This window comes from Caballeronia sp. ATUFL_F1_KS4A, assembly GCF_023630905.1.
In the GTDB taxonomy this organism is placed as follows: domain Bacteria; phylum Pseudomonadota; class Gammaproteobacteria; order Burkholderiales; family Burkholderiaceae; genus Caballeronia; species Caballeronia zhejiangensis.
This window is the reverse complement of record NZ_JALQEB010000003.1, coordinates 57,480-84,278: the sequence shown is the minus strand read 5'-3', so window position 1 is coordinate 84,278 and position 26,799 is coordinate 57,480. Positions and strand designations below refer to the sequence as shown.

At 64.0% G+C, this 26,799-nt stretch carries 29 protein-coding genes and 1 tRNA gene; 10 read left to right on the top strand and 20 right to left on the bottom strand.

Translation table 11 applies throughout. From position 1 onward, the window contains the following. Positions 1–65 precede the first annotated feature (65 nt). The 12 genes from astE to NCS03_RS05850 all read right to left on the bottom strand — a co-directional run bounded on the left by astE (position 66) and on the right by NCS03_RS05850 (position 12,971). Entirely contained in the window at positions 66–1,082 is a 1,017-nt protein-coding gene (astE, locus tag NCS03_RS05905) for a succinylglutamate desuccinylase (protein WP_175979944.1), read from the bottom strand. Further along, entirely contained in the window at positions 1,066–2,406 is a 1,341-nt protein-coding gene (gene astB, locus NCS03_RS05900) for an N-succinylarginine dihydrolase (RefSeq protein WP_008350361.1), read from the bottom strand. The genes astE and astB overlap by 17 nt, the downstream gene beginning before the upstream one ends. A 15-nt stretch (positions 2,407–2,421) precedes the next feature. Then, positions 2,422–3,894 carry a succinylglutamate-semialdehyde dehydrogenase gene (gene astD / locus NCS03_RS05895; protein WP_008350362.1) on the bottom strand — a complete coding sequence of 491 codons (1,473 nt, stop codon included), beginning with the start codon at positions 3,892–3,894 and terminating at the stop codon, positions 2,422–2,424. A 12-nt stretch (positions 3,895–3,906) separates the two neighbouring features. Continuing rightward, the gene (gene astA, locus NCS03_RS05890; protein ID WP_250456437.1) at positions 3,907–4,938 is read right to left on the bottom strand and encodes an arginine N-succinyltransferase; all 1,032 of its coding nucleotides are present in this window, start codon (positions 4,936–4,938) and stop codon (positions 3,907–3,909) included. After that, positions 4,935–5,981 (bottom strand): arginine/ornithine succinyltransferase subunit alpha, encoded by a 1,047-nt coding sequence (gene aruF, locus NCS03_RS05885; RefSeq protein ID WP_033537219.1) that lies wholly within the window; start codon positions 5,979–5,981, stop codon positions 4,935–4,937. Before aruF ends, astA begins: the two co-directional genes overlap by 4 nt. Before the next feature lie 16 nt (positions 5,982–5,997). Continuing rightward, a complete protein-coding gene (locus NCS03_RS05880) occupies positions 5,998–7,224 on the bottom strand; it encodes an aspartate aminotransferase family protein (protein ID WP_250528918.1) in 1,227 nt (408 codons plus the stop codon). 110 nt (positions 7,225–7,334) lie between these two features. Continuing rightward, complete coding sequence (locus NCS03_RS05875) at positions 7,335–8,306, bottom strand: GlxA family transcriptional regulator (RefSeq protein ID WP_250434590.1); 972 nt, start codon at positions 8,304–8,306, stop codon at positions 7,335–7,337. 43 nt (positions 8,307–8,349) lie between these two features. Beyond that, on the bottom strand, positions 8,350–9,177 hold the full coding sequence (locus tag NCS03_RS05870) for an ABC transporter ATP-binding protein (protein WP_051996525.1): 828 nt from the start codon (positions 9,175–9,177) through the stop codon (positions 8,350–8,352). A gap of 21 nt (positions 9,178–9,198) precedes the next feature. Then, positions 9,199–9,930, bottom strand: coding sequence for an ABC transporter permease (locus NCS03_RS05865; RefSeq protein ID WP_008350370.1), 732 nt, complete (start codon positions 9,928–9,930; stop codon positions 9,199–9,201). 23 nt (positions 9,931–9,953) lie between these two features. Next, a complete protein-coding gene (locus NCS03_RS05860; protein WP_008350371.1) occupies positions 9,954–10,643 on the bottom strand; it encodes an ABC transporter permease in 690 nt (229 codons plus the stop codon). A gap of 281 nt (positions 10,644–10,924) precedes the next feature. Further along, entirely contained in the window at positions 10,925–11,323 is a 399-nt protein-coding gene (locus tag NCS03_RS05855) for a hypothetical protein (RefSeq protein ID WP_033537211.1), read from the bottom strand. A gap of 61 nt (positions 11,324–11,384) precedes the next feature. Beyond that, the gene (locus NCS03_RS05850; protein ID WP_008350376.1) at positions 11,385–12,971 is read right to left on the bottom strand and encodes an EAL domain-containing protein; all 1,587 of its coding nucleotides are present in this window, start codon (positions 12,969–12,971) and stop codon (positions 11,385–11,387) included. A gap of 270 nt (positions 12,972–13,241) precedes the next feature. On the opposite strand from NCS03_RS05850, the gene NCS03_RS05845 reads away from it, so the two are divergent. From NCS03_RS05845 to rpsU, 4 genes are all read left to right on the top strand, one after another. Then, on the top strand, positions 13,242–13,781 hold the full coding sequence (locus NCS03_RS05845; protein ID WP_250480452.1) for a GNAT family N-acetyltransferase: 540 nt from the start codon (positions 13,242–13,244) through the stop codon (positions 13,779–13,781). Positions 13,782–13,835: 54 nt separating this feature from the next. Continuing rightward, a complete protein-coding gene (locus NCS03_RS05840) occupies positions 13,836–14,429 on the top strand; it encodes an IMPACT family protein (RefSeq protein ID WP_008350379.1) in 594 nt (197 codons plus the stop codon). 26 nt (positions 14,430–14,455) lie between these two features. Next, positions 14,456–14,764, top strand: a complete 309-nt coding sequence (locus tag NCS03_RS05835; protein ID WP_250528961.1) for a 2Fe-2S iron-sulfur cluster-binding protein — start codon at positions 14,456–14,458, stop codon at positions 14,762–14,764. Between the two features lie 164 nt (positions 14,765–14,928). Further along, positions 14,929–15,141: a 30S ribosomal protein S21 gene (gene rpsU, locus NCS03_RS05830; RefSeq protein WP_006999077.1), complete on the top strand. Its 213-nt coding sequence runs from the start codon at positions 14,929–14,931 to the stop codon at positions 15,139–15,141. Between the two features lie 329 nt (positions 15,142–15,470). Here rpsU and NCS03_RS05825 read toward each other — a convergent pair. The 4 genes from NCS03_RS05825 to NCS03_RS05810 form a co-directional block, all read right to left on the bottom strand. Next, positions 15,471–15,547: transfer RNA gene (locus NCS03_RS05825), tRNA-Met, on the bottom strand. 39 nt (positions 15,548–15,586) lie between these two features. Beyond that, positions 15,587–17,131: a peptide MFS transporter gene (locus tag NCS03_RS05820; protein WP_250528917.1), complete on the bottom strand. Its 1,545-nt coding sequence runs from the start codon at positions 17,129–17,131 to the stop codon at positions 15,587–15,589. 421 nt (positions 17,132–17,552) lie between these two features. Then, positions 17,553–18,185 (bottom strand): LysE family translocator, encoded by a 633-nt coding sequence (locus tag NCS03_RS05815; RefSeq protein ID WP_008350388.1) that lies wholly within the window; start codon positions 18,183–18,185, stop codon positions 17,553–17,555. 66 nt (positions 18,186–18,251) lie between these two features. Continuing rightward, entirely contained in the window at positions 18,252–19,421 is a 1,170-nt protein-coding gene (locus NCS03_RS05810) for a porin (protein WP_241484860.1), read from the bottom strand. A 217-nt stretch (positions 19,422–19,638) separates the two neighbouring features. On the opposite strand from NCS03_RS05810, the gene NCS03_RS05805 reads away from it, so the two are divergent. Beyond that, positions 19,639–20,379, top strand: a complete 741-nt coding sequence (locus NCS03_RS05805) for an SDR family oxidoreductase (protein ID WP_250528916.1) — start codon at positions 19,639–19,641, stop codon at positions 20,377–20,379. A 12-nt stretch (positions 20,380–20,391) separates the two neighbouring features. Here the strand turns inward: NCS03_RS05805 and NCS03_RS05800 are convergent, their stop codons facing one another. Further along, positions 20,392–21,063, bottom strand: a complete 672-nt coding sequence (locus NCS03_RS05800; RefSeq protein WP_250528915.1) for a ribonuclease HI family protein — start codon at positions 21,061–21,063, stop codon at positions 20,392–20,394. 110 nt (positions 21,064–21,173) lie between these two features. Between NCS03_RS05800 and NCS03_RS05795 the strand changes: the two genes are divergently transcribed. Then, positions 21,174–21,680, top strand: coding sequence for a PRC-barrel domain-containing protein (locus NCS03_RS05795; protein ID WP_008350394.1), 507 nt, complete (start codon positions 21,174–21,176; stop codon positions 21,678–21,680). Positions 21,681–21,730: 50 nt separating this feature from the next. Here the strand turns inward: NCS03_RS05795 and NCS03_RS05790 are convergent, their stop codons facing one another. Beyond that, on the bottom strand, positions 21,731–21,973 hold the full coding sequence (locus NCS03_RS05790; RefSeq protein ID WP_008350396.1) for a hypothetical protein: 243 nt from the start codon (positions 21,971–21,973) through the stop codon (positions 21,731–21,733). Between NCS03_RS05790 and NCS03_RS05785 the strand changes: the two genes are divergently transcribed. Next, positions 21,972–22,283 (top strand): hypothetical protein, encoded by a 312-nt coding sequence (locus NCS03_RS05785; protein ID WP_372492530.1) that lies wholly within the window; start codon positions 21,972–21,974, stop codon positions 22,281–22,283. The genes NCS03_RS05790 and NCS03_RS05785 overlap by 2 nt on opposite strands. Positions 22,284–22,345: 62 nt before the next feature. Here NCS03_RS05785 and NCS03_RS05780 read toward each other — a convergent pair whose 3' ends face one another. Further along, complete coding sequence (locus NCS03_RS05780; protein WP_250521051.1) at positions 22,346–23,053, bottom strand: DUF2968 domain-containing protein; 708 nt, start codon at positions 23,051–23,053, stop codon at positions 22,346–22,348. A gap of 328 nt (positions 23,054–23,381) precedes the next feature. After that, entirely contained in the window at positions 23,382–23,957 is a 576-nt protein-coding gene (locus NCS03_RS05775) for a hypothetical protein (RefSeq protein ID WP_008350403.1), read from the bottom strand. A gap of 237 nt (positions 23,958–24,194) precedes the next feature. Here NCS03_RS05775 and NCS03_RS05770 point away from each other — a divergent pair, with 237 nt between their 5' ends. From NCS03_RS05770 to NCS03_RS05760, 3 genes are all read left to right on the top strand, one after another. After that, positions 24,195–24,470: a hypothetical protein gene (locus NCS03_RS05770; protein ID WP_008350405.1), complete on the top strand. Its 276-nt coding sequence runs from the start codon at positions 24,195–24,197 to the stop codon at positions 24,468–24,470. 170 nt (positions 24,471–24,640) lie between these two features. Continuing rightward, entirely contained in the window at positions 24,641–26,098 is a 1,458-nt protein-coding gene (locus NCS03_RS05765; protein WP_250528914.1) for an esterase-like activity of phytase family protein, read from the top strand. 172 nt (positions 26,099–26,270) lie between these two features. Next, a complete protein-coding gene (locus tag NCS03_RS05760) occupies positions 26,271–26,789 on the top strand; it encodes a hypothetical protein (protein ID WP_008350407.1) in 519 nt (172 codons plus the stop codon). Positions 26,790–26,799: the final 10 nt, after the last annotated feature.

Below are 26,799 nucleotides of genomic sequence, written 5' to 3'. Positions count from 1 at the left end.
ATTGTAGCGCGCACCCGCTGTGCGTCGGATAAACAGCGGGAAGTGAATCGATGAACCGTTGCCGGTCAATCGAGAGAGGCGAGCGTCGAATCGGTCGTATCGACGACCATCAAGCCGGCGCGCAGGCCCGGCTTGACCTTCGGATTCGGAAACACGATGCGCTCTTCGTCGTGCGACACGCGATAACGATAATCGCCGTCGCGCGCGAGCTCGGTGCCGGCGGCGAACGCGGTGAAGTTGGGCACGTCGCTCGCCACGTTCAGCACGAATTGCTCGCTCTGCTTGTCGATTTGCGCGACGACCGTGAACACGCGCAGCGGCGCGCTTTCCTTCGCCGCCTCGCCCGCAATCAGGCGACGCAACGCCGCATCCGATGCGGCAAAACGCGCGAGATCGTTCTGACCGAACGGGCGCACCTTGCCGAGTTCGAGCGTGCAGGCGAGCGCGCCCGCGTGCTGCGCCGTGAAGTGCGTGAACGTGTTGCCCTTCTCGCGATGCAGGAGCACCGCCTGCAGACGCGCATCGCGCAGCCAGTCGAACATCGCGCGGGCGAGCGGCGCGCCGGTGTGCGGCAGTAACGCGAACTGCTCGAACACCGACGCGCGAATCGCCGTATGCATGTCGATGTGCCATTTCCGATGCGTGACGCCATCGAAGAACTTCAACGCGGCGTCTTCCAGTTCAGCGGCGCGCGGTGCTTCGCGGCTGTCGCGCAAATCCGCATGACGGCCGCTGAACAGGCGATTCAGGTCGTCGTCGAGATAGCGGTCGGCGGCACGCATCGCGTCGATGTTGCCGAGGATCACGAGCATGCGCGCGACGAGCGGCGCGCGGCCGTTCGCGATATCCGCGACAAGCGAGCACAGCATTTCGATCGGCGCGGTTTCGTCGCCGTGAATGCCCGCCGACGCGAGCACGCTATGCGTCGGTTCTGTCGCGGGTTCCAGCAGCAACACGCCCTCGCCCTGCCAGGTCCAGCGCACGCCCGAAGGCGCGACGCCCTGTGCGACGGAAGGGCGCCCGCCGTTGAGCGTGAAGGCGAGGAAGTCTTCGAGCAAGGACGAATCAGCGCTGAAAGTCATAGACGGCACCGAGTCCGAGGATGGTCGTCAGTTCGTCGAGCGCGCCGCGCGATTCGGCGAGCAGTTTCGGATCGGCGAGATCGGCGGGCGCGAGGCGATCGCGGTAATGCCTGTCGATCCACGCGTCGAGTTGCGTGAAAAGCGCGTCGTTCATCCACACGCGCGGGTTCACCGCGGCGCGCTCGGCGTCGTTCAGCACGACGCGCAGACGCAAACAAGCCGGCCCGCCGCCGTTCTTCATGCTTTCGCGCAGATCGAAGACGAGCACTTCGTCGATCGGCGTCTTGCGGCCGCCGAGGGAATCGAGATACGCCGCCACGCGCGCGTTCTCGCGGCATTCCTGCGGCACGACGAGCACTTGCCTGCCGTCCTCGCGCGACAACAACTGGCTATTGAAGAGATACGACGAAACCGCATCCTCGACGCTCACTTCGCTGTCCGGCACTTCGAGCGCGTGAAACGGCGTGCCTTGCGCGCCGAGCTTCTCACGTAGCTCGTCGTAGACCTTGTGCTGATCGACGAACGCGCGCTCATGGCAAAAGAGCGTCGTGCGATTGCCGACCGCGATGACGTCGTTGTGGAACACACCCGCATCGATCACATCGGGCGATTGCTGCGCGAACACGGTCGCATCGGCGGATAAACCGTGCAGGCGCGCGACCGCGCGGCTCGCTTCGAGCGTCTGACGCGCGGGATAGCGCTGCGGCTGCGAACCCTGGCCGTACTCGCTGCGCCCGTACACGAAGAACTCGACGCCCTTCTCGCCGTACTCGCGCGCAAAACGCGTATGGTTCGCCGCGCCTTCGTCGCCGAGCGCGGGCGTGCCGGGCAGCGCGTGATGAATGCGAAAGCGCGCTTCGTCGGCGAAGATCGCGCCAAGCGAGCGGCGCGTTTCGCCATGCTCGATCGCGCGATGCAGCTTGGCCGCGAGATTCGCCGGCGTGAAGTGGACGCGCCCGTCTTCCGTATCCGCGGACGGACTCACGGTCGCCGCATTCGCGGTCCACATCGCCGATGCGGAGCTCGCCGCCGCCAGCAGTTCCGGCGCTTCACGCGCGGCGCGGGCGATCACGCTGGCGTCGTCGCCGGAAAAGCCGACGGCGCGCAACAGCCTGATCGACGGGCGTTCGAGCGGCGGCAACACGCCCTGCCGAAAGCCGAGATCGGCGAGCCGCTTCATCTTGCGCAAGCCCTGCTTCGCGGCGGCCTTCGGATTGGCCACCGACTTCTCGTTGTTGCGCGACGCGACGTTGCCGAACGAGAGTCCCGCGTAGTTGTGCGTCGGGCCGACGAGCCCGTCGAAATTCGCTTCGGTTGCAAGCATGTTCATTTCCGCCGCTTAGAACGTAAGTCCCGGCGATACGCTCGCCGGCATCTGCAATTGCGCACTTTCCACCGAGGCCATCGGATACGAGCAATAGTCCGCCGCGTAGTACGCGCTCGGCCGCTGATTGCCCGAACGTCCGATGCCGCCGAACGGCGCCGCCGACGATGCGCCGTTGGTCGGCCGGTTCCAGTTGACGATGCCCGCGCGGATCGTGCGCTGGAAATGCTTCCACGCGGATTCGTCGTCGGCGAGCAGGCCCGCGGACAAGCCGTAAGCGGTGTCGTTCGCGCGCTCGATGGCTTCGTCGAACGTCTTGTAGCGCGTGACCTGCACCATCGGGCCGAAGTGCTCTTCGTCGGGGACGTCGCGCGCGTTCGTCACGTCGAGAATCGCTGGCGAGACAAAGCCGAGATGCGCCGCGCGCTGCTTCATTTCAAGCGCGGGCTTCGCGCCGGCTTCGATCAGACGCGTCTGCGCATCGACGAGACGCGCCGCCGCGCGCGCCGAGATCACGGCGCCCATGTACGGCTGCGGCTCATCGTCGTATTTCCCGACGCGAATGTTCGCGCTCACTTCGATGAAGCGCTGCATGAAGCGCTCGCCGACGGCATCGTCGGGGACGAAGAGACGGCGCGCGCAGGTGCAGCGCTGGCCCGCCGACAGAAACGCCGATTGAATCGCGTGATGCACGGCGGCATCGACATCCTCGACGTTCGCGACGACGAGCGGATTGTTGCCGCCCATCTCCAGTGCGAGCACGATTTCGGGACGTCCGCCGAACTGCTTGTGCAAGAGCGTGCCGGTATCCGAGCTGCCGGTGAAGAAAAGCCCGTCGATCTGCCGATGATTCGCAAGCGCGACGCCCGTGTCCTTTTCGCCTTGCACGAGATTGAGCACGCCTTCGGGCAAGCCAGCCTGAATCCACAGCGCGACGGTTGCGGCCGCGACGCCGGGCGCGAGTTCGGACGGCTTGAACACGACCGTATTGCCCGCGATGAGCGCCGGCACGATATGTCCGTTCGGCAGATGCCCCGGAAAGTTGTACGGCCCGAACACGGCGACGACGCCATGCGGACGATGCCGCAGCACCGCGACGCCATCGGCCATCGGCGCGCGCTTTTCGCCGGTGCGCTCGTGATACGCCTGCACGGAGATATCGACCTTCGCGGCCATCGACGCCACTTCCGTGCGCGCTTCCCACAGCGGCTTGCCGGTTTCGCGGCCGATCGCGTTTGCGAGCGCTTCCTTGTTCTCGTTGAGCAAGGCGGCGAAGCGTTTGGCGACCGCGACGCGCTCGTCGAACGACAGCGCCGACCACGACGCGAACGCGCGCCGCGCCGACGACACCGCGCGATCCACGTCTTGCGCGGATGCGCTCTTGCCCTGCCACACGGTTTCATCGGTGCCGGGATTGCGCGATGCAAACGCCGCGCCCTTGCCGTCCTGCCACTCACCGCCGATATACAACTGGTTCGAAATATCCATGTCGTGTCTCATTTACTTGGCGCGCGGATGAGAAGTCAGCACGCGCACCTGATCGCCTTCCTTCACGCGCAACGCCGCGGCTTCTTCCGCCGTCAGCAGGAACGCGCCGTCCTCGACCGCGCCCGTCGTCGCGCCGCAGCGGAAATCTTCGAGCAAGGTGTTCGATACGAGGCTTTTGGCATCGCTGCCCGTGTCGCTTCGATCGCCGATACGCACGCGCGCGATCACGCTCTCGCGCACCGTGCGCAAGTCCGCGATGTGGCATTCGAGCACCGGACCGGCATCGAAGATATCGACGTGATTCTCGTAACGCAGCCCTTCCGCCTCGAGCATCTTGCGTGCGGGCGCGGTGTCCCTGTGCGTGACGCCGACCGCCTGTTGCGCGGTCTCCGGCAGCAAGTCCAGATACACCGGATAGCGCGGCATCAGTTCGGCGACGAACGACTTCTTGCCGTGCGAGCTCAGGTAATCCGCTTCGTTGAAATCGATCTGATAGAAATGCGAGCCGACCGCGTTCCAGAACGGCGACTCGCCGTTTTCGTCGAAGTGGCCGCGCAATTCCGCGCACAAACGCTGCGGAAAGCGATCCGCGAACTGCGCGATGAACATGAAGCGCGAGCGCGACAACAGGCCGCCCACGCCCGCCGTGCGATAGCGCGGGCTGAGAAAGAGCGAACAGACTTCCGCATAACCCGTCAGATCGTGCGAGATATTGAGCAGCGACATGCGTGTCCACACGCGCATGTCCTGGCTCGCGTGCACGACCGTCGATACGCGATAGTTGTAGAACGGCTGCTCCAGCCCGACTTCCGTTTCGATGCCGCACACGCCCGCGACATCGCCGGTCGCGGTGTCTTCCATCACGAAGAAATAGCCTGCTTCGAAGGCTTGCGCTTCACCGGTCAGCGTGCGGCGCGCGCGTTCGACGCGTGCCGCGAGCGCGCCGCGATCCGGCTTGAACGTGGTGAGGCCCGGGCCCGTTTCCTGGGCGAGCGCGACGAGCGCGTCGACATCGCCCGGCTGCGTGCATCGCACGACGATCATTGCAATTCTCCCGATGCCTGATGCAACGGCACGCAACGCACCGTGTCCTTGTCTTCGACGCCGAGCGCATCGCGCGCCTGTGCGGTCAATTCGGCGCCGTCCGCGCGCGTGCCCGCGAGTCCCGCGACGATGCAACGGAACGCATGCGCGCCGCCCGCCGCGACGAGATACGGCGCGCCGCTTTCGACGGCGGCATCGCGCACGGCGCGCAATTCGCCCGAACTCGCCGACGCGCTTTTGTCGACGGCGATCGTCAGCACCGGACCGGCATCGAAAATATCGACGTAACGATCCGGCTCGAAGCCTTCCTCGAGATGAATGTCGTAGGCGAGCAGCGTGCTTTCGTTCGGCTCGCCGAGCACGCGCTGCGCATCGCCGGGCAGCAGCGGCACATAGAGCGGATAGCTCGGCATCACTTCCGCGATGAACGTGCGGCTGCGTCCGCCCGATTCCGATTCGACCTGTTCGAAGTCGCGGCCGAAGAACTTGCGTCCGACCGCGTCCCAGAACGGCGACGCGCCTGATTCGTCGGTGACGCCCAGCATCAGCGAGAAGACTTCGCTGGAGAAGCGCTTGCGATTCGCCGCGATGTAAATCATGCGTGCGCGCGACAAGAGATGCGCGGCCGCTTCGTTCGCTTCGTCGCGCAACGACGGATCGATATAAAAGCCCGTCAGACGGCTCTTGCCCGTCAGTTCGTGCGACATCGTGAGCGCGTGGATTTTTCGGTTTACCTTGAGTTCGCGCGAGGCGTGAATCAGCGCATCGTTGCGAAACGCGTAGAACGGCTCGGAATACCCCGCCGACGCGACGATGCTCGACGTGCCGAGCAACTTGCCTGTCTGCGAGTCTTCGAGCACGAAGAGATAGAACTCCTCGCCGGGAAATTCCACTTCGGCGCGAAACGAGTCTTCCGAGAGCGCGACGCGCGTTTCGAGCGCGCGCCGGTCGCGCGGCAACGAGTGCAGCACGGGCAGCGCGGCGCGCGCCATGCGTTCGAGCTCGTCGAGATCGGAGAGTCTTGCGGGGCGGACGAAGAGCATCATCGGATTCCGTTGGTCACTTGACCGCAACCGTGCCGACGACCTGCTCGATCGCCTTTTCGATGCGCGCGAAGCCTTCGTCGAGATCGGCCATCGGCATGATGAGCGACGGCGCGAAGCGCAGCACGTTCGGCCCCGCGATCAGCATGATGACGCCGTTCGCGGCCGCCGCGTTGAGCACGTCCTTCGCGCGGTCCTTGTAGCTGTCGTTCAGTTCCGCGCCGATCAGCAGGCCGCGTCCGCGTATCTCGCTGAACATGCCGAAGCGCTCGTTGATGCGCTCCAGATGCGCCTTGAACGCTTTGCTGCGTTCGGCGACACCTTCGAGCAGCTTCGGATCGCTGATGAGTTCGACGACTTTCTCCGCGATCGACGCGCCGAGCGGATTGCCGCCGTAAGTCGTGCCGTGCACGCCGACCTTGAAGTGCGCGGCGATGTCGTTCGTGGTCAGCATCACGCCGATCGGAAAGCCGTTGCCCAGCGCCTTCGCGCTCGTCAGGATGTCCGGCGTCACGCCGTACTGCATGTACGCGTAAAACGTGCCGGTGCGGCCGACGCCGGTCTGCACTTCATCGAAAATCAGCAGCGCGCCGTGCTTGTCGCAGGCTTCGCGCAAGCCCTTCAAAAACGCGGGATCGGCGGGCAGCACGCCGCCTTCGCCTTGCACCGGCTCGACGATGACCGCGCACGTCTTCGGCCCGATGGCTTCCAGCGCCTTCGGCAAATCGTTGTACGGCAGATGACGGATGCCCGCCGGCTGCGGACCGAAGCCTTCCGCATACTTCGGCTGTCCGCCGACGCTCACCGTGAAGAACGTGCGCCCGTGGAACGACTGCGTGAACGAGATGATTTCGATCTTGTCGTCGCCGTGATTGTCGATTGCGTAACGGCGCGCGAGCTTCAGCGCCGCTTCGTTGGCTTCCGCCCCCGAATTCGCGAAGAACGCGCGGTCGGCGAAGGTGAGATCGGTCAGGCGTTTCGCGAGGCGCAACACCGGCGCGTTCGTGTAACCGTTGCCGATGTGCCAGAGCTTCTCGCCCTGCTCGTGCAGCACTTTCAGCAGTTCCGGATGACCGTGGCCCAGCGCCGTCACCGCGATACCGCCGGCGAAATCGACATAATCGCGGCCTTCGGTGTCCCAGACGCGCGAGCCGCGGCCCCGGTCGGGCACGAAATTGGCCGGCGCGAACACCGGAACCATTACTTCGTCGAACGTACCGCGATTCACATTGATGTCGGTCATGAGCCACTCCTCGGTTTGAGCATTACGTCGATATTAGGCAATCGCCCGCGTTCCGTCTTGCGCGTTCGCGACATGCTTCGATGAGCTTTTCCGCAGATACCGTGCAGCTTCTATGCCGCGCCGGGCGGCTCGATCAGCGCGCCGCCGCGCGGTTCGTCGATCGCGCCGCCGCGCTGCTTTTCGATCCAGTTACGGCGCTCCTCGCGCGGCGTCACGCCGAAACGGTCGCGATACGCATTGGAAAAATGCGCCGCCGATGAAAACCCGCACGCGAGACTGATCTGCACCACCGATTTGCTCGTGCGCTGCAGTTGCGTGCGCGCCTTCGTGAGACGCAGATTGAGGTAATACTTCGACGGCATCGCGCCGAGATACTGACGAAAGAGCCGCTCCAGCTGCCGGCGCGAAATGCCGACGAGATTCGCGATTTCATCGGTGGCGAGCGGGTCTTCGATATTCGCTTCCATCAGTTGAAGCGCGTCGTTCAGGCGCGGATGCCGCTCGCCCGGCGCCGTGACGAACGGAATGCGCTGACGCTCCGTGCCCGCGCGCAAGGTGCCGATGCCGAGCGAATCCGCGATGCGCTCCGCGAGGTCCGGGCCGTGTTCGCGCGCGATCATCGCGAGCATGAAATCGATGGCCGCTTGCCCGCCGGAACAAGTAGCGCGATCGCGGTCGATTTCGAAAATCTGCTGGCTGACGATCGCGCGCTCGAACTGCTCGGTGAACTGCTGATACGTTTCCCAGTTCACCGCGACGCGATATTGCGAAAGCTGCCCGGCCATCGCGAGCCACCATACGCCGTGATGAATGCCGGAAACGAGCGGCGTACGCGGCGCGACGCGCGCGAGGCTCGCGAGAAAGAGCCGGTAATCGGCGAACTGCTGATAGCGCTCCGACACGACGATGAGCCAGTCGCAACGCACGGCGTCGTTGAACGCGCAATCGGCGGGAAGCTGTGCGCCGCCCGAAAGCGGCACCGGACGGCCGTCCCACGAACAGATGCGCCATTCGTAGAGACGATGCCCGTCGATTTCATTGGCGAGCGAAAGACTGTCGATGATCGGCCCAATGCCGCTCATCGACACCGGCGGCAGCGCGACGATCGCAACTTGCAGCGTCACGTTACTTGAGGCTGCCCGACAGGAACTGGCGCAGACGCTCGCTCTTCGGCGCGCTCAGCACTTCGGACGGCGCGCCCTCTTCTTCCGTGCGTCCCTGATGCAGGAACATGACGTGATTCGACACGTTGCGCGCGAAGCCCATTTCATGCGTGACGACGATCATCGTGCGGCCTTCTTCGGCGAGACGCTGCATCACCTTCAGCACTTCGCCGACGAGCTCGGGATCGAGCGCGGACGTGGGTTCGTCGAAGAGCATGACATCCGGATGCATCGCGAGCGCGCGCGCAATCGCGACGCGCTGCTGCTGACCGCCCGACAGATGCGACGGATACTGCTTCTCGACGCGCGGCGGCAGGCCCACTTTCTCGAGATATTCGCGCGCACGATCCTCGGCTTCCTTCTTCGATATGCCGAGCACATGCAGCGGCGCTTCCATCACGTTCTCGATGGCCGTCATGTGCGACCACAGGTTGAAGTGCTGGAAGACCATCGCGAGCTTCGTGCGTACGCGCTGCAACTGCTTGTGATCCGCGACTTCGAGATTGCCGGATTTATCGGTCTTGGTGCGAACGGCTTCGCCATCGACGATGATCTGCCCCGCGTTCGGCCGCTCCAGGAAGTTGATGCAGCGCAGAAACGTGCTCTTGCCCGAGCCGCTCGCGCCGATGATGCTGATCACATCGCCCGCTTTGGCCGCGAGCGAGACGCCCTTCAGCACTTCGTTGTCGCCGTAGCGCTTGTGAATGTCCTCGGCGACGAGCTTGGTCGCGACGTCTTTGGCGGTTGGCTGCAACGCTTTCTCCTCGGGTGATGACAGGGTGTGACGCATGGCTTCGAATTTTACCGCTCGTTAATGACGCACAGCGCGCACCGCGCCCGCCGGCCGCAGATACGCGAGCCAGCGCCGCTCGGCGCGCCGGAATGCCGCGACCAGCGCGAACGAGATCGCGACATACAGCAGCGCCGCGATGCCGAACGATTCGAACGACTGATAGGTCGCCGAATTCGCATCGCGCGCGACCTTCAGGATGTCCGGCACGGTCGCGGTGAAGGCGACGGTCGTCGCGTGCAGCATCAGGATCACTTCGTTGCTGTACAAAGGCAAGGCGCGCCGCAGCGCGGACGGCAGGATGATGCGGCGATACATCGTGAAGGTGCTCATGCCGTATGCGCGCGCCGCTTCCACTTCGCCGTGCGCGATGCCGCGAATCGCGCCGGCGAAGATTTCGGTGGTATAGGCGCAGGTGTTGAGCGCGAACGCGAGGATCGCGCAATTGAAGCCGCTTTTGAAAAACGCTTCGAGCAAGGACTGCGTGCGCACGAATTCCAGGCTGTACATGCCGGTGTAGAGCAGCAGCAGTTGCACGTAAAGCGGCGTGCCGCGAAACACGTACGTGTAGAGGCGCACGGGCGTCGAAAGCCAGCGGTTGCGCGATACGCGCGCGCAGGCGAGCGGCACCGCCGCGCAGAAGCCGAGCGCGATCGACGCCGCGAGCAGCCACAACGTGACGACGAGGCCCGACGCGCGCATGCCGTCGGAATACAGGAACGGACGCCACCATTCGGCGAAGATCTGGATCATGGCTTTTTGCTCGCTGGCAGGAGTCAGAGTTCGGCGTGCCGCACGCCGATCGAATAGCGGCGCTCGAGCGCCATCAACACGAGGTTCGATGCGCTCGTGATCGCGAGATAGATCAGCGCCGCGATCAGGATGAAGAAGAACATGTTGAACGTGCTCTTGCCCGCGTCCTGCGCCGCCTTGACGACATCCGCGAGACCGATGATCGACACGAGCGCCGTCGCCTTCACGAGCACCTGCCAGTTGTTGCCGATGCCCGGCAGCGCGAAACGCATCATCTGCGGAAAGAGAATGCGGCCGAACACGCGCATGCCGCTCATGCCGTACGCACTGCCCGCTTCGAGTTGCCCGCGCGGCACCGCCAGAAACGCGCCGCGAAACGTCTCGGTGAAATACGCGCCGTAGATGAAGCCGAGCGTGAGCACGCCGGCCGTGAACGGATCGATGTCGAACTGACTCCAGCCGAAGGCATCGGTGACATTGTTGATCGCGATCTGAATGCTGTAGAAGAGCAGCAGCATCAACACGAGGTCGGGAACCGAGCGGATGAGCGTCGTGTATGCGGTCGCGACGGCGCGCAAAGGCGCGTGACGCGAAAGTTTCGCGGATGCGCCGGCCAAGCCGAGCAGCACCGATACCGCGAGAGACAGCACCGCGAGCGCGAGCGTCTCTTTGGCGCCCGCCCAGAGGAGCGGGCCGAAGCCGTACAGGATCAAGAGTCGCCTCCATCGTCTTCGTTGAAAGAAGCGGAGCGCGACTACGAGCGCTCCGGCGATTGGCGGCGATACTCGCAAGCGAAAATTAATCGCTCAATTGTGATGAAACGTCTTTGCTGCGATGCAGCACGACGACGCGGTGAGCCGTCACGCGGCCACGGGCCCGCCGCGCAACGCTGTTCGCACGCGACAGACAGGAAAACCCCGATGCGCGCGGAATCCGGAAATTGCGGTTTTCAGGTCGCATTTTCGATAGACCGCGCGCCCGTCGATCACGCCATTTACGCGCGCGCGACGTCCCGCACGCGTTGCGCGACCTGCCCGTTCGCCACGGCGATCTCCGGGCTGTCCTGCAGCAAAGGCAGGAATTGCTCGGCGAATGCCGGGTCGCGCGTGCCGGCGCTGAACATGTCGACGACGGCTTGCGCGTGCGCGATGCGCGCGTCGGCGGTGGCTTCCTCGTCGTCGAGGACGTCGTCGATGGCGGCGATGAGCGTCGAGAACGGCGTAAGCCAGCGATACGCCGATCCGTTGATCACGATCTGCAGGAATTCGCCCGGCGACGTCGGCCCGAACTCGGCCTCGTGGCGCGCGCGCAAATGCGCAAGCACGCTGCGATGAAGCACGAGCAGCGGATGCCGCACGTCGCGCAGGAAAGCGGTGGCGGTCGGGTCGTTCATCGGAGTGGTCATGATCGGGCCTCGTCAGGAAACATCGTAGATAAGGACGAATCGAGGCCGATCAAGCGGCGCGCGTCTTGCCCGCGTAGCGGATGAATTCCGCGGCCGTGAGCGGCGCCGAAAACAGCCAGCCCTGCCCGAACCGCGCGCCGCGCGCGAGCAGATACGCAGCCTGTTCCTCACGCTCGATGCCTTCGGCGATCACCTGCACGTCGAGCGTCGCGGCCATGTCGATGATGTGCGACGCGACGCTGCTCGACGCCGCGTCCTGCCCGACGGTATCGACGAACGACTTGTCGATCTTCAGGCCGTCGATGCGAAAGTTTTGCAAGTGCGAGAGGCTCGAATAACCGGTGCCGAAATCGTCGAGATAGACGGCATGGCCCGCTTCGCGAAACGCGCCGATGACTTCCTTGGCGGCATCGGCGTCGAGAAAGCTGCGCTCGGTGGCCTCGATGTGAATCTGCTCCGGCCGCACGCCCTGCTGCGCGATCGCGGGGCCGAGCACGTCGAGAAAGCGATGCGTGGTGAGATCCGGCGCGGACAGATTCACCGACACGTAGTACTCCGGGTAGCGCTTAAGAAAGTCGCCGAGTTCGAGCAGGATCGTGTCGAGCACCTGATCGGTGATCGCCTGGATCAGCCCCTGATGCTCCGCGAGCGGGATGAAATGATCGGGCCGCACGATGCGATCGTGATACTTCCAGCGCACGAGCGCCTCCGCGCCGACGCAGCGCCGCGTGGCGAGATCGACGATCGGCTGATACGCGACGATGAACTGATGCCGCCGCACCGCATCGCTCAACTGGCCGCGCGGCGAGAGCCGTCGCACGAAGAAGAACGCCGCCCAGCTCGCGAGCGCGAGCCCGACCACGACGCCGCCGAGCAGCCAGCCCCACGGCAGCGTGCGCAGGCGCTGGCGCAGCGTCTGATGCGGCGCGCTCACGACGACCGCGAGCGGCATCGACACGGAACGGCGCACGACGTACGGCGAGTCGTCGCGCACGGGCGGCTCGGTGCGATAGACGGCGAGGATCGCGTTGGCGTCGGTGGCGGGCGTGGTCGCGATCACGCGGCTCACTTCCGTGTTGATGACGGCGACGCCGCTCGCGACCTCGTCGTTCGCGTCGAGCGTGTCGACGTAAAGCGATGGATCGGCGGCGACGTAGAAGCCGTTGCGCCCCATCACGAGCGAAGACTTGCCGCCCGGCAGACGCGACAGCCCGTACCACGCCATCACGCCGTCGCGCGAGCGCCAGTCGGGCGGCGGCAGCGTGAGGCCGTCGAGCACGCCCGCCGACACCGCGCCCAGGAGCGACGAACATTGCCAGCGGCCGTCGCGATCGTAAGCGCCGGCGTCGCGCACCTGCTCGTGCGTGAGCGCGATGCGTCGCAACTCCTGCAGATACGGCGTCGAACACGGCACGGCCGCCACTTTGCCGATTTCCCCGAGCGCGCCCGACAGCCGCCGCGTGACATCTTCGGCGCGAAAGAGCGCGGCGGCCGCGACCGTGTTCAGGCGCGCGGTCTCGTCATGCCGCTGACTGCGCTGCGCGAACAAAAAGCCGATCCCCGCCGGCGCCAGCGCCGCGATTCCCACGATGACGATCAGAAGCGCCGCCAGCGCCCCACGTTGAATTTTGTTCATTGCGTCTTATGGACCGCGGCGCAAAGACTGTCGCGCGCGCGTTGTGTATTTCCTGTCCGACGTGGCCGGCGTGCGTTGCGCCGCGCCCGAGTCTCGGACAAACGACTTAGTGTAGGGGTCGCGCATCGCTCGATTCAACGTTTTCTTTGCCCGAAAACGCTGCCTTTTGGTGGTCTTCCGCACGGCCCGCGCAAGCTTTTTTTGCCGCCGATGCACCGTGCGAAAATGGCCAGACCAGAAACCGCGTTTTCCTTGCATCGAACGACAGACATGGCCTCCGACGTTTCCTCCCGACCGCTCGTGCGCGACGCCGCGCAAGGCGACTTCGACGCCATCGCGCGCATTTACTCGCACTACGTCGAAAACGCGCTCGCGACTTTCGAAGAGATCGCGCCGTCGGTCGACGACATGCGCGCGCGTCACGCGGCCATCGCGGCGGCGGGCTTGCCGTATCTCGTCGCGGAGCGGGACGGACGGCTGGCGGGCTATGCGTATGCGTCGGCATACCGGCCGCGCTCGGCTTACCGGCATACGATCGAAGATTCGGTCTACGTCGCCGATGGTTTCGGTCGCCGCGGCGTCGGCATCGCGCTGCTCACGGCGCTCATCGAACGATGCGAGCGCGGACCGTGGCGGCAGATGATCGCGGTGATCGGCAACAGCGGCAACGCCGGCTCGATCGCGCTGCATGCGCGGCTCGGGTTCGAACATGTCGGCGTGCTGCGCGACGTCGGCTTCAAGCACGGACGATGGGTCGATACAGTGCTCATGCAGCGCGCGCTGAAAGACGGCTCGGACGTGGCGGCATGACCGGCCGCGTCGAGCGGCTATGATTCGATATTTGCCTCCCGCGCGTTTTCCGCTTTGCCAACGTACACTCTCGCCGCTTCCGTCAGCGCTGAAATCGACATCCGCAAGAGCCGCTTCATCGCGCTCGCGATACCCGTCGCGGATCGCGACGAAGCCATGCGCGAGCTCGAGCGCCTGCGCGCCGAGCATCCGGGCGCGACGCATGTCTGCTGGGCGCTGCTCGCGGGCGGCCAGTCGGGCATGTCCGACGACGGCGAGCCTTCCGGCACCGCCGGACGGCCGATTCTCGAAGTGCTGCGGCATCACGAAGTCGATGGCGTGCTGGCCGCGGTCGTGCGCTATTACGGCGGCATCAAGCTCGGCGCGGGCGGCCTCGTGCGCGCCTACACCGATGCGATCGCAAGCGCGATGCAGTTGGCCGAGCGCGTCGAGCGCATCGAACGCGGGCTGATCGGCATCGACATCGACTATGCCGACGAAGCGCGCGTGCGCCGATGGATCGAGCAGCACGACGCCGAACTCGTGCAAAGCGAATATGGGATGACCGTGCGCCTCGTCGTGCGGATGGCCGCGATCGCGCGCGAGCCGGCCGCCGCCGAATTGCGCGATCTCACCAACGGCCGCGCGAACGTCGAGGTACAGGCGTGAATGACGACGAGCCGCGCGCCTTCGCGATGGTCATCGAGCCTGCCGGACACTTCGTCGCGGTGAAAGGCGGCGAGACGCTGCTCGAAGCCGCGCTGCGGGCGAATCTGTCGCTGCCGCGATCGTGCCGCAACGGCACCTGCCGTGCGTGCATCTGCCGGATCGTCGAAGGCGAGATCGCGTATCGCGTGGAATGGCCGGGACTCACCGCGGAGGAAAAAGCCGAACGCTGGATTCTGCCGTGCGTCGCGCTCGCCCTGTCCGACGTGACGATCGAGCAGGCGGACGCGCGCCGAGCCGAGCCCGATCGAAGGCCTCCTCGCTCGCGCGGATTCTGAGCGCGGGTATTCCGGGATTGTCGTCTCGATTCAACGACCTACGATGTGATTCCCGAGTCCGCATATGCATGCTTTCGTACAAAGTGCGTGCAGGGTCACGCTCAAAAAGTGTACAATTGCGTTTTGCCCTAAATTCTGGCAGGGCCAGATCAACCGAGATTTCAATGACTAAAGTACTGTTGAAAGAGAACGAGCCTTTCGACGTCGCCATGCGTCGTTTTCGCCGTACCGTCGAACGCACGGGCCTGATTCAAGAGCTCAAGTCGCGCATGGCTTATGAAAAGCCCACCACCGAGCGCAAGCGCAAGAAAGCTGCTGCTGTCGCTCGTCTGCGCAAGCAGATCCGTCGCGCGCAACTGCCGAAGAAGTTCTATTGATCGACGCAGGGCATCGCGCCCTCGTCTGCTTAGGCAAGATCGGCATCGCAACCTGAGATCGATCGGGTCGCGGTTTCACGTGCAGGTCGCGTGAAAGCTCGCGGATTCGCGCACTATCGTAGCGCCCCAATCGATTAAAGCTGGCAAGATCGCACAAAGCCTGCATGAGCACACAGCTCATGCAGGCTTTTCGTGCTTGGGAAGGAAATTTTCGGTCGGATGAGCGGTCGCGCTTTTTCGCTGCCGGACCTGCGCCATTGAGAACGAAGAAGAAACGAACGCACAAAAGCGAAGAGCCCGGCTGAACCGGGCTCTTCGCTTTTTGAAACTGGTTGCGGGGGTAGGATTTGAACCTACGACCTTCGGGTTATGAGCCCGACGAGCTGCCAGACTGCTCCACCCCGCGTCTGAAGAATTAAATTATAGACCGAAGCATTCCCCGAAGTCAAACGTTGTTTGTACTCAACGTTGCTGCCGGCGTCGCGCGTTCGTTTGCGGCGGCGTTAACGGCCTGCTCCACCGCCTGCTGATGCGCCCGCGACAGTCTGCCGAGCACCGGCAGGAGCGCCATCGCGACCGCCGCGCCGCCCGCGGCCAGCCAGCCGAGCCCGAAAAAGAGATGCGTATAAAGCGGCAGCGATTGCACCGGTTCGAGGTTGCCGGACGGCATGCGCGCAAAATTGGCGACGACGCTGCCGAGATACTGCGACACGCCCGTCGCGACGAAATACGCGCCCATCATGAAGCCGCTCATGCGCGCCGGGACGTAGCGCGCGATCATCGCGAGACCGAGGCCCGACACCAGCAGTTCGCCGAGCGAATAGAGACCGTAACCCGCCACCATGAACCACGACGACACACGCCCATCCACCGCGTAACGCCCGCTCAGACCGAACACGAAGAATCCGATCGCCACGACGACGAAGCCGAGAGCGTACTTCAAGGCCACCGACATGCCGCGGCCGCGCTGTGCCTGTCGCGTGTAAAGGAACGCGAGAATCGGGCTCAGGAGCATGATCCAGATCGGGTTGAGCGCCTGAAACTGCGCCGCGCTCCACGTGAACAGCTCTGCGTTGCCGATCGAGAACGACGGATCGACGTTGCGCAGCGCGAACAGCGTGAGCGATGTCGACATCTGCTGGTAAAACACGAAGAAGAGAATGACCTGCAACGTGAGGATCAGCGCGGCGACGAGGCCCGCGCGCTCGCTGCGGTCGCACTTGATCAACATGTAGCCGAAGATCGCCAGAATGGCCACGCCCGCCGCGTAGACACACGCGACCGCCACGGTCTTGTGCTGCAGGATGAATACGGTCGATGCCGCCAGCGCGATGCTCCCCGCCGCCACCGCGAACGCGTGCTTCCAGCGAATCGGCTGGTCGTCCGGAGCGGAACCGATGTGCGCGAGCGTGCGGCGCATCACCGCGAAATTCAGCAGGCCGAGCACCATGCCGCCGCAGCACACGGCGAACGCCGCGTGCCAGCCCCAGTGATCCTTGATCCACGGCGTCGCGAGCATCGAAAACGTCGAGCCGATATTGACCGCCATGTAATAGACCGTGAACGCGCTGTCGATGCGCGCGTCATCGCCCTCGTAGATGCGGCGCACGAGATTCGCCGCGTTGGACTTGAAGAGCCCGTTGCCGACGACGATCACGCCGAGGGACGCATACATGAAGCCGAGCGTGTCGACCGGAAGCGCGAGCATCAGATAGCCGAGCGCCAGCACGAAAGCGCCCGCGGTCATGGTGCGGCGCGCGCCGAGTATCTTGTCGCCGATCCAGCCGCCGATCGACGGCGCCGAAAACACGAGCGCGGTGAACGCGCCCCAGGTGAGGTTGGCCTGCTCATCGGCGAAACCGATCTTGTCGACCATGAACAGCACGAGCAGCGCAGCCATGCCGTAATAGCCGAAGCGCTCCCACATTTCGATCAGAAAGACGGTCGTGAACGAGCGCGTCTGCGAGGCGCGGGACGAGTGAGTTAGCATCGGAAAAAATCCTTCAAACGGCGTAAGCGAATCGGCGCATTTCGAGATACCGATTGCACGTAATGACGAAACGAGCGAATAGTCCGCGAAATGATCAGATGAATAGCTGGGCGATTATCCGCGGCAAACACGCGATTATCGCAAATCGGAGACATTCGATTGCTATCGAATCCTGAATCAGCGGCGCACGCGCGGCGTTGGCTTTCCTCGACGCGCGAGGCAAGGAAGTATCGGGTAATCGGCAAAATGCGGGCGCGCGACGTTTCGTCGCCGCTTTCTCGCATGGCGGGTAAATCAAGCGAAACGCAAAGTTCTCGGATTCTGCGATTGGCGTAATTTGTCGCGAGAATTAGTGCGCGGTTATCGACTATGACTCAATGTAATAATTCGCGCGATTAAATCGATCCCGAAAGTCGCTGAATCAGGTCGCGGGCCGCCGCACGAACGCGAGCATCACGCCGAAGCCGATCATCAGCGCCCCGCTCACGCGATTGAACCACGTGAAACCGCGCGCGCCGCGCGAAAGCGAGCCAAGGCGCGCGCCCAGCGCGGCGTAAATAAAGATCGCCACCAGTTCGAGCAGCAGGAACGTCGCGCCGAGAATGGCGAAGCTCGTCGCGTACGCGCTGCGATCGACGAATTGCGGGAAGAAGGCCGTGAATACGAGGATCGCCTTCGGATTGCCCGCCGCGACCCAGAATTCCTGTTTGATGAGCCGCGCGAGATTCATCGGACCGCGCGCCGCGCCCTCTTCCTTGACGACGAGCGAAGGTCCGGAGCGGATCAGCTTCACGCCGATCCACACGAGGTACGCCGCGCCGGCGAACTTGATCGCCGTGAAGAGCGTCTGCGATGCGAGCAAAAGCGCGCCGAGCCCGAGCCCGGCGATGGCGATCATGATCGCGAAAGCGACGATCCGCCCGAACGACGCCAGCACCGACGCGCGAACGCCATCGCGCGCGCCGTTCGACAGCGACAGCACGTTGTTCGGCCCGAAGGCCATGTTGATGGCGAAGCACGCGGGCAGGAACAGCGAGAAAGTCTGGAGCGACATGGGACACCTGCGGATCGGCGCAAACTAAACCGCAAAATTAGCACGCGCGCGACGCCCGCAGAATGGTCAGAAACGATGACGGATGCCCGTGCTCAACATCAGCTGATTGCGGCCGCTCGACGGATCGTTGGTGTTGATCACCGCCGGCGCGCCCGACGAAGCGCGCTGATAGATCGACTCCAGATACACGTCAGTGCGCTTGGAGAGCAGATAGTCCACCTGCAGCGCGCCCTCGTGCCAGTGCGCGCCGCCGCCGTTGGTGTACACGTACATTCCGGAGATCTGAATCGCCGGCGTCAGCTTGTAGATGCCGTTGATCTCGTAATTGTTGAGCGCGAGCGATGGCATCAGCTCGCCGGTGTCGGCATCGGTGACGCCGGAATTGATCGCGCGGGAAAATGCGCCGCCCAACGTGAATTCGCCGATCTCGTAGCTCATGCCGACGCCGAACGTGTTCTGCCGCTGCACGTTGGCGTTGAATATCGTGTTGCCCGGGCCGGGCAGCGCGAGCGAATCGTATGCGCCGCTCGTCGTGTTGCCGCGCCCGTTGTTGTGCAGATAGGCGGCGCCCGCGTTGAAGGAGCCCGCCGAATAGTTGGCCCCGACGCTGTACGCGCGATTGTCCGAAAATCCGCCCGCTTGATTCGAGAACGCGTAGAGACCGCCGAAACTCAGGCCGCCATAGTTTCCACTGGTGTATTTGACGGAGTTCGCCGCGAGGAACGAGTTGTTCGCGTTGTCGTTGTCGAGCAGATGCGCGAACGCCGTGCCGCCCGTGTTGCCGGTCAGCGTGAAGGTCTGGAAGTAATCGTGGATCGAGTCGTATTGATGGCCGAAGGTGAGCGTGCCGAGCGTATCGGTGCCGATGCCGACATACATCGGATGATCGTTCAGCCCCTCGCCCGTCGCGACGGACAAGCCGCGCTCGAGCCGGAAGATCGCGCGCGCGCCGCCACCGAGATCCTCGGTGCCTTGCAGTCCCCAGTAACTGCCGTCGATGGTGCCGCTCGTCAGGCGATATTGCGAGTGGCCGCCGACGTTGTTCGTATAAGCGATGCCCGCGTCGAGTTCACCGTAGAGCTGCACCGAGCTCTGAGCCCACGACGCCGCAGGCAAGCCGATGAAGGTCGCGCAAGCCGCGATGCAGCAAGTCAGCGAGCGATTGTTGCGCGCGGCAAGGCGATCAGACTCGGAGATCGACGACGCAGCTCGGGATGCTTTGCGGCGATTCGGCATGGCAGGCTCCGATGATTCTTGTTTGAGATCGATTGTCAATTTTGTGAAGAAGCTTGTCAGTCAAAAGAAGATGCCCGATCGCATCTGTGTCCAGGAACCAACGAACGACCGTATTCCCCGCTCGCTCCTGTTGCGGGGATGACGCGTTTTGGCGTAGCCGGCGCCCCGCCGCGCTTGTCGATAAAATCGGACGACTTCAGCCAACCCGACCACGCTCATGTCCGAACCGATTCGCGTCATCCTCACCGGCCACACCCGCGGACTCGGCGCCGCGCTCGCTTCGCTGCTGCTCGAGCAAGGCGCGCAAGTGCTCGCGATTTCCCGAAAGCGCAACGACGAACTCGCCGCGCGCCATCCCGGTCAGTTGCACGAAGTCGAGCTCGATCTCGCCGATCTCCCGAAGCTCACCGAATGGCTGTCGGGCGACGCCCTGTCCCGCTTCGTGTCCGGCGCGCAACGCGTGGTGCTCGTCAACAACGCGGGCCTGCTCGCGCCGGTCGGCAGTCTCGCGGATCAGAAGCCGGCCGACGTCGCGCGCGCGGTCAGTGTGAACGTCGCCGCACCGCTGATGCTTGCGTCGGCGGTGGCGCAGGCGGCCGGGCCATCGATCGACACGCGCATCGTGCATATTTCGAGCGGCGCGGCGCGCAACGCTTACCCCGGCTGGAGCATCTACTGCGCGACCAAGGCGGCGCTCGATCATCACGCGCGCGCGATCGCGCTCGACGGCAATCGCGCGCTGCGCATCTGCAGCGTCGCGCCGGGCGTCGTCGACACCGACATGCAGGCCGAAATCCGCGGCACCGCGCTCGAACGCTTCCCGATGCGCGAGCGCTTCGACGCGCTCAAGCGCGACGGCCATCTCGCAACGCCCGAGGCGTCGGCGCGCAAGGTCGTCGATTATCTCCTGAGCGACGCATTCGGCGACACCCCGACGGCGGACGTCCGCGATTTGTAATGATTCCGCAAGTCAGGCCGCTTCGACCGACGCGCGCGCCGCGTCGAGCGCCTGACGCGACAGCGCATCGGCGCGGGCGTTGCGCGCACGCGGAATCCACTGCAGACGCACATCGCCGATTTGGGCGATGAGCGAGCGCACGCGCGCGGCGTGATGCGCGAGCGAGCGGATGCCGGCGTTCTCCGATGCGCTGACGTCGTCGATGACGACGCGGCTGTCGCCGTAGATCACCGCATCCGCTGCACCTTCGCGCAGCGCCGCTTCGAGAACCGCGATCAGCGCGAGATATTCCGCCGCGCTGCTGTCGCCGATGCCCGCGGCGATGCTGATCTCGACCGTCTCCCCGAGCGGACCGACGAGCACCCCTCCCATTCCCAGCCGCCCGGGATTCGGCAGCGCGGAGCCGTCGAACCAGCCGCGCCATCCTGTCGCTTCGGGCTCGGTCCTACGCGGCCTGCTCCGTTCGGCGCGCCGGGCGTCGCGTGAGCGCAGCGCATCGGCGTTTCGGATTTGCTCGGCGCGGCGCGCATCGACGAAATCTCGCAAGGATTGCTCGCCCGCCGCCTTCTGCAACGTCCTGACGAGCGCCGCGTGCTCGGTGAGCGCCGCGCCTTTGGCGAGACGGCGGCTCTGCATGCGCTCCTTCTTGTAGGCGACGGCCAGCAATTCCTCGAAAGCGATCATGGGCAGCGGACGGAATGAACGAATTCCGAGCTTAGCAGAGCGCGATGACACGCCATGGGTACGGCCGTTGCTCACCATAACGTGTCTCACGATGGTCAAAGGAGCGGATCATGAGTCAATCGATGGAACCGGCTTCCGCGGGCGCGAAGATCGTCGGCAAGGGCGCGGCGACGGCCGCCGGCCCCGGACCCGATGTCATGGCGGCGAGCACGCTCGACGGCAATTCGGTCAGAAGCAGCGACGGCCAGGATGTCGGATCGCTGAAGGAAATCATGCTCGACGTGACGAGCGGACGGATCGCTTATGCGGTGCTGTCGAGCGGCGGCTTTCTGGGCATCGGCGACAAACTGCTCGCTGTGCCGTGGAGCGCACTCACGCTCGATACGGACAACCACTGCTTCCGGATCGACGCGACGGCCGAGCAGGTGCGCAACTCGCCGGGCTTCGACAAGGATTCCTGGCCTTCGATGGCGGATCGCGTCTGGGCGAGCACCGTGCATCAGCACTACGGACGCGAGCCGTACTGGTCGAGCGACCGGACGAGCGACGTCGGCCCGGGCGGCGCGATCCCGCCCGGCGGCGTGGATGCGCCCGAAGCGGGCGGCGTGAAGCTATAGCAAAGGGGAATCGCCGCCGATGGGCGGCGTTTAAGACGCGCGGCGCGCGGTCAATCGAGGGGCCGCTCTCCGACCTGAATGTTGACGCCTTCGGTTTCGCCCATCAGCGCGCGCAGGACATCGCCTGCGAAATCCTCGATGGCGAAGTGCCATTCGAGCGAGCCGACCGGGAAGTCGTTGGGGCTGCACTTGCCTTGTGCACGGCGAATCGCACCGACCGAGAGGCTCAGCGCGCGAGCGTGCTGAAAGTGCGGATCGTCCGAGTCGAGGAACGGGAATTGGTCTTTATCCATGACATCCTTAACGGTCCCCGCCGACGAAACTTTAGGCCTGCTACGAGCGCGCAATCGTTTGCGTACGTTCGAGTTTGAAGACACCATGCAGCCTTATCGAAATATTGCCGGCAATTCGGGCGTCGAAGCATTCGACATCCTGCACGACGGCATCAAAGTGCGCTTCGTCAACGGCGGGACATACCTGTATGACTATCGCGTGCCCGGTCGCGCGCGCGTCGAGGAAATGAAGCAACTGGCCCGCGCCGGACGCGGGCTCAGCACATACATTGCGAAGTTCGGTGGGGAGTATGCCGAAAGAATCGACTAGCTGCCCGAAGGGGCGATTCTACGCGAGATCGGGAAGTTTTCTTCGGACGATTGAATGTGGCGTCATCGAACGACAGGCAGATTCGGCACGTTCTCGTTGACCGCCGTGTTGAGTTGGTGAAGCTGGCGCTGCAGTTTGTTGAGTTGCGCCTGCGCCGCGGCGCGCCGTCCTTCGAGTTGCGCCAGCTCCTTGCGAATTTCCTGCTGCTTGAGCGCAACCTCCTGATCGTGCCGCCCGCCTCGCTGCAAATCGACGCGCACGCGCTCGATCTGCGCGTCCGATTCCGCGGTGAGACGTTCGATCTGCTCGTTCTGCGCTTCGAGATGCGCGCGCCGCATTTCGGCGTCGGCAAGCCGCATCGCCTGTTCGACGAAATGACGAAACGCCGATTCCGCCGCGCCGAGGTCGCCGGCCTTGAGCACGCGCCAGACCGCATCCTCATGATGGAGCACGGCGTAATAGATCAGATCGCGCGGATAAAACAGCAGGGTCGCGGAATAGGCGAAGCTCTGAAACGTGCGAAACGTCGAGAGCGCGCCTTGCTGAACGAGCCATTCGACTTCCGCGAGATGCGCGGCCTGCACGGCTTCCTTGCCGGATTGCTGGGTGGCGGGAACGACCCCGGGCCGCAGCGGCGTGACGCGCGTCGAAAGCTGAACCGGGACGGACTCCCCCTCGGACAGGTCTTCGGCGTGGATCTCCGGCGCGGTGAAGCCGCGTGGAATGTTGGCTTTTTGACGCACGAGAAACGATGGTGCGTTGTCGAGCAAGCTCCCTCTTCTGCTCAGCAGGCTTTTCACGATGGCTCCCTGGCCAGTCTTTTCCAGCACTGGCCGTCATGCATTGAGGTTGGTTTAAATTCGGTACCGCGACACGCGTTATTCGATTCGAATGAATACCGGCGCAACCATTCTGCATGACGAACGGAATCTGCTTTCTTTCGCTCGAATAAGCTATCGGATCAAGTATAGGCGAGACGTCCGGCGATTCAAACGATGCAGAAAATGCCGCCGACGCAGTGCGCGGATTCCGTGAGAAAGAGGATAAAAATGTAACGCGATGAAAAAATCGGAATGCGCCGAATGCAACGATCGAAAATCAAGAGTGGCGATAAAACGCTTGCGTCCCGTTCATCCTCATCCTGGCGATTTGAGCGGAGCGCGCTTTCGACATCAAGGCGACCATACGCATGATCCTGATGCCCTGAAGACCGCACGCAATGCCCGGCGTCTCAGCGACGCGCGACTCGAGCGAACCCATGACGCCATGCAGATTGACGACAGGCGTCGGCAATCCGGGCATGCCGATCTGCGTCGCGGGCCTGTGCAGCGGCGCGTGCGTCAGTGCGGCTTCGCGCCGATCGTCCGCGAAGAAATCTGACAGAACCTCTGGCGTTTCGACATGAGGCGCGCCTTCGTTTCGATTCTGAAAAAATTCGTCAATCGATTCCAAATAACGAACCGGCGTTTCTTCGACACGCCGTGCAATTGCCGCGCAGCGTTGCAGTTTCCAGTTTTCGCGCTGACTGACTGCCGCGATCGAATCCGCGATACGCGCGCGCATTTCCGCTTCGCGACGCGCAATCAATGCGTTCAGCATGTGCGCTTCCTCGCCCGACTCCTCGGGCAATTGATCGCGCCATTTCAATAATTCGCTCAGTGCGATGATCGACATGAAGTACTCCGTGGCGTGCAGACTTTCGAACGGGAAACAGGCAATTCGATATTGTTTGGATCGCGAATTGTAATAGACCCGCGCCCTGGATCGCCTGTCAAATATCCTATCCGTTTATCGGCCATTTAGCGTCGCTTAAGACATAAATAAGGACAGTCCTAATCGCGGCGCACGCGGCACGTTCGATGCTGACGGTTCTGTAAGCGGCGCGCCTGGCGCCGGCTCAAGGAGACAGATATGAAAACCACTACCGCGATCGCTGGCGCGCTCCTCGCGCTCGCCAGCACCAGCGCGCTTTCGGAGGAAATGTCGCGCGATCAGTTGATGCAGCGTCAGCAGCAGATGCAGCCGGGCAAGAATGAACCGATGCCCGCCCCGCGCACGGGCGACTCGTCGCAAGGCGGCGTGCAGTCCGGCACCTCCGGCGGCGGCACGCTGATGCAGCAGCGCGAGCAAGGGATGTCGCCGGCTCAGCCGGGTGACTCCAAATCGACCGGGACGATCAAGCAGTAACTTCCGAACGTTCGTCCACGACGCCGGCCTTGCGCCGGCGTTGTCGTTTCGGAATCGCGCGCTCGCATCGGTTGGATATGGCTCGAAGTAAAGGATCGCTTCCTTAGTCATATGAACGTCACTTGCCGCTCGTAATAATGCGCGGGCAATTCCATAGAAAGGAGACGTTCATGGTTCTAGCGCGTGCATGTGCCTTGTCGTTCGGTTTTTTAGCGTTGACCGTCGCGGGTTCGTCCGCTTGGGCGAGCGTCGATCTCATCGCGATCGGTCAGTTGAGCGGCAATGCCGTCGATCGCTCGAAGGCGACGGCCGCGCCGCTCGAAAACGGCGCGCCGGGCAATCTGCTCGGCGGGCTCGGCTCCGGACTCGCGTATGCCGGCTGCGACACGTTTCTCGCCGTGCCCGATCGCGGCCCGAACGCGATCTCGTACAACAAGGCCATCGACGACACCGCGTCGTACATCAACCGTTTCCAGACGCTGATCCTGCGCCTCCAAGCCGGCGCGAAAGGCGGCACGTTGCCCTACACGCTCGATCCGACACTCATCGACACGACGCTCCTCCATACGCGCGAGCCGCTCGTGTACGGCGACGGCGCCGCGGCGAACGTCGGCAACGGCGCGCCCGCGTTCAACGCGAAGAAGCACACGCACTACTTCACCGGCCGCTCCGACAACTTCGCGCCGACGCGGCCGTCGACGTATCCGCGCGACGCGCGCTTCGATCCGGAAAGCATCCGCGTGGCGCGCGACGGCGCGAGCGTCTTCATCTCCGACGAATACGGCCCGTACATCTATCGCTTCGACCGGCAGAGCGGCGAGCGCATCGCGGCGTACGCGGTGCCGGCGTCGTTCGCGGTGACGGCGCTCTCGCCCGTCGGCAGCGACGAGATCGGCGCGAACGCGTCGGGCCGCGTCGCGAACAAAGGCATGGAAGGCCTCGCGATCTCGCCGGACGGCGACGCGCTCTTCGGCGCGATGCAAAGTCCGCTGCTGCAGGACGGCGGCACCAATGGCGCGTACACGCGCATCCTGCGCATCGATCTGCGCACCGGCAAGTCGACGCAGTTCGCCTATCCACTCACCAACATGGGCACGGCCGACAAACCGAACTATCCGACGATCAGCGATATCGTCGCCGTGAACGACCACGAGCTTCTGCTCGACGAGCGCGACGGCAAGGGCCTCGGCGACGATTCGAGCGCGGCCGTCAAGCGCGTGTATCACGTCGATATTTCGGGCGCGCAGGACGTGAGCCAGACGAGCGGCGCGAGCGGCCTCGCGCCTTTCGCGCTGCAGAAGACGCTGTTCCTCGATGTCGTCAAGGCGCTGAACGCGCACGGCATCGCGTCGACCGACATTCCGGCGAAGCTCGAAAGCCTCGCGTTCGGGCCGGACGTGCGCGTCGGCGGCGCGCTCAAGCACACGTTGTTCATCGCGAACGACAACGACTTCGTCGGCACCGTGACGGACACGAACCATCCGGACGGCATCGATAATCCGAACCAGTTCTTCGTCTTCGCGATCGACGATGCCGATCTGCCGGGCTATGTCGCGCAACGTCTCGACGACAAGGCTTGCCGCTCCCGCCACGACGACGATCACGGCCATCGCGGTCATGACGATTGACGCGGCCCCTTCGCGCGCTTATCCACAGTTTCGGTGGACAAGCGTGTAGATAAGTCGAGGGCCGCGCGTCTATCCCGTTGATGCGACACGCGTTTCGCGGATGCGTCCGGCGAACGCGCGCCTCCTTAAACCGTATATACTGTTTTCTCCACATACGACGGGAGAGAACGGGATGAGCACACCGCAAGTCAAGGCGCCGACGAAGAAGGCGTTTCATTTCCCCAAGGGCGCAACGGAAGCCGCGCCCGCTCCCGCGAAGCGCGGGGCCAAGGCCAGCAAGAAGACGGCTAAACCAGCAGAGCAGACCAAGGCCGCGGCCACGACGCCGAAGACCGCGAAGAAGCCGGCCGCGAAAGCGCCCGTCGCAAAGAAAGCCGGGAAGACGCCGACAGTCGAAGCCGCTGCCGCGAAGAAAACGGAGAAGACCGTCGCGAGCCAGCCGAACGCCGACGCGAAAGCCCGCCGCGTGAAGAAGGAAAAAGTCGTGCGCGACAGCTTCACGATGCCCAAGTCCGACTACGCGAAGATCGCCGCGCTCAAGGAGAAGTGCCAGAAGAACGGCGTGCGCGTGAAGAAGAGCGAACTGCTGCGGGCCGCGCTCGCGATGCTCGACGCCGCGCCCGAGAAACGCCTCGTCGAAGCGATCAAGGCGCTCGAAACGGTCAAGACCGGCCGCCCGGCGAACGCCTGAACGTCACGCA

What these genes read in the sequence shown, in the direction of transcription:
- astE (WP_175979944.1), bottom strand. Translation starts at nt 1,082, where the DNA reads ATGACTTTCAGCGCTGATTCGTCCTTGCTCGAAGACTTCCTCGCCTTC.
- astB (WP_008350361.1), bottom strand. Translation starts at nt 2,406, where the DNA reads ATGCTTGCAACCGAAGCGAATTTCGACGGGCTCGTCGGCCCGACGCAC.
- astD (WP_008350362.1), bottom strand. Translation starts at nt 3,894, where the DNA reads ATGGATATTTCGAACCAGTTGTATATCGGCGGTGAGTGGCAGGACGGC.
- astA (WP_250456437.1), bottom strand. Translation starts at nt 4,938, where the DNA reads ATGATCGTCGTGCGATGCACGCAGCCGGGCGATGTCGACGCGCTCGTC.
- aruF (WP_033537219.1), bottom strand. Translation starts at nt 5,981, where the DNA reads ATGCTCTTCGTCCGCCCCGCAAGACTCTCCGATCTCGACGAGCTCGAA.
- NCS03_RS05880 (WP_250528918.1), bottom strand. Translation starts at nt 7,224, where the DNA reads ATGACCGACATCAATGTGAATCGCGGTACGTTCGACGAAGTAATGGTT.
- NCS03_RS05875 (WP_250434590.1), bottom strand. Translation starts at nt 8,306, where the DNA reads ATGAGCGGCATTGGGCCGATCATCGACAGTCTTTCGCTCGCCAATGAA.
- NCS03_RS05870 (WP_051996525.1), bottom strand. Translation starts at nt 9,177, where the DNA reads ATGCGTCACACCCTGTCATCACCCGAGGAGAAAGCGTTGCAGCCAACC.
- NCS03_RS05865 (WP_008350370.1), bottom strand. Translation starts at nt 9,930, where the DNA reads ATGATCCAGATCTTCGCCGAATGGTGGCGTCCGTTCCTGTATTCCGAC.
- NCS03_RS05855 (WP_033537211.1), bottom strand. Translation starts at nt 11,323, where the DNA reads ATGAACGACCCGACCGCCACCGCTTTCCTGCGCGACGTGCGGCATCCG.
- NCS03_RS05850 (WP_008350376.1), bottom strand. Translation starts at nt 12,971, where the DNA reads ATGAACAAAATTCAACGTGGGGCGCTGGCGGCGCTTCTGATCGTCATC.
- NCS03_RS05845 (WP_250480452.1), top strand. Translation starts at nt 13,242, where the DNA reads ATGGCCTCCGACGTTTCCTCCCGACCGCTCGTGCGCGACGCCGCGCAA.
- NCS03_RS05835 (WP_250528961.1), top strand. Translation starts at nt 14,456, where the DNA reads ATGGTCATCGAGCCTGCCGGACACTTCGTCGCGGTGAAAGGCGGCGAG.
- rpsU (WP_006999077.1), top strand. Translation starts at nt 14,929, where the DNA reads ATGACTAAAGTACTGTTGAAAGAGAACGAGCCTTTCGACGTCGCCATG.
- NCS03_RS05820 (WP_250528917.1), bottom strand. Translation starts at nt 17,131, where the DNA reads ATGCTAACTCACTCGTCCCGCGCCTCGCAGACGCGCTCGTTCACGACC.
- NCS03_RS05815 (WP_008350388.1), bottom strand. Translation starts at nt 18,185, where the DNA reads ATGTCGCTCCAGACTTTCTCGCTGTTCCTGCCCGCGTGCTTCGCCATC.
- NCS03_RS05810 (WP_241484860.1), bottom strand. Translation starts at nt 19,421, where the DNA reads ATGCCGAATCGCCGCAAAGCATCCCGAGCTGCGTCGTCGATCTCCGAG.
- NCS03_RS05805 (WP_250528916.1), top strand. Translation starts at nt 19,639, where the DNA reads ATGTCCGAACCGATTCGCGTCATCCTCACCGGCCACACCCGCGGACTC.
- NCS03_RS05800 (WP_250528915.1), bottom strand. Translation starts at nt 21,063, where the DNA reads ATGATCGCTTTCGAGGAATTGCTGGCCGTCGCCTACAAGAAGGAGCGC.
- NCS03_RS05795 (WP_008350394.1), top strand. Translation starts at nt 21,174, where the DNA reads ATGAGTCAATCGATGGAACCGGCTTCCGCGGGCGCGAAGATCGTCGGC.
- NCS03_RS05785 (WP_372492530.1), top strand. Translation starts at nt 21,972, where the DNA reads ATGACATCCTTAACGGTCCCCGCCGACGAAACTTTAGGCCTGCTACGA.
- NCS03_RS05790 (WP_008350396.1), bottom strand. Translation starts at nt 21,973, where the DNA reads ATGGATAAAGACCAATTCCCGTTCCTCGACTCGGACGATCCGCACTTT.
- NCS03_RS05775 (WP_008350403.1), bottom strand. Translation starts at nt 23,957, where the DNA reads ATGTCGATCATCGCACTGAGCGAATTATTGAAATGGCGCGATCAATTG.
- NCS03_RS05770 (WP_008350405.1), top strand. Translation starts at nt 24,195, where the DNA reads ATGAAAACCACTACCGCGATCGCTGGCGCGCTCCTCGCGCTCGCCAGC.
- NCS03_RS05765 (WP_250528914.1), top strand. Translation starts at nt 24,641, where the DNA reads ATGGTTCTAGCGCGTGCATGTGCCTTGTCGTTCGGTTTTTTAGCGTTG.
- NCS03_RS05760 (WP_008350407.1), top strand. Translation starts at nt 26,271, where the DNA reads ATGAGCACACCGCAAGTCAAGGCGCCGACGAAGAAGGCGTTTCATTTC.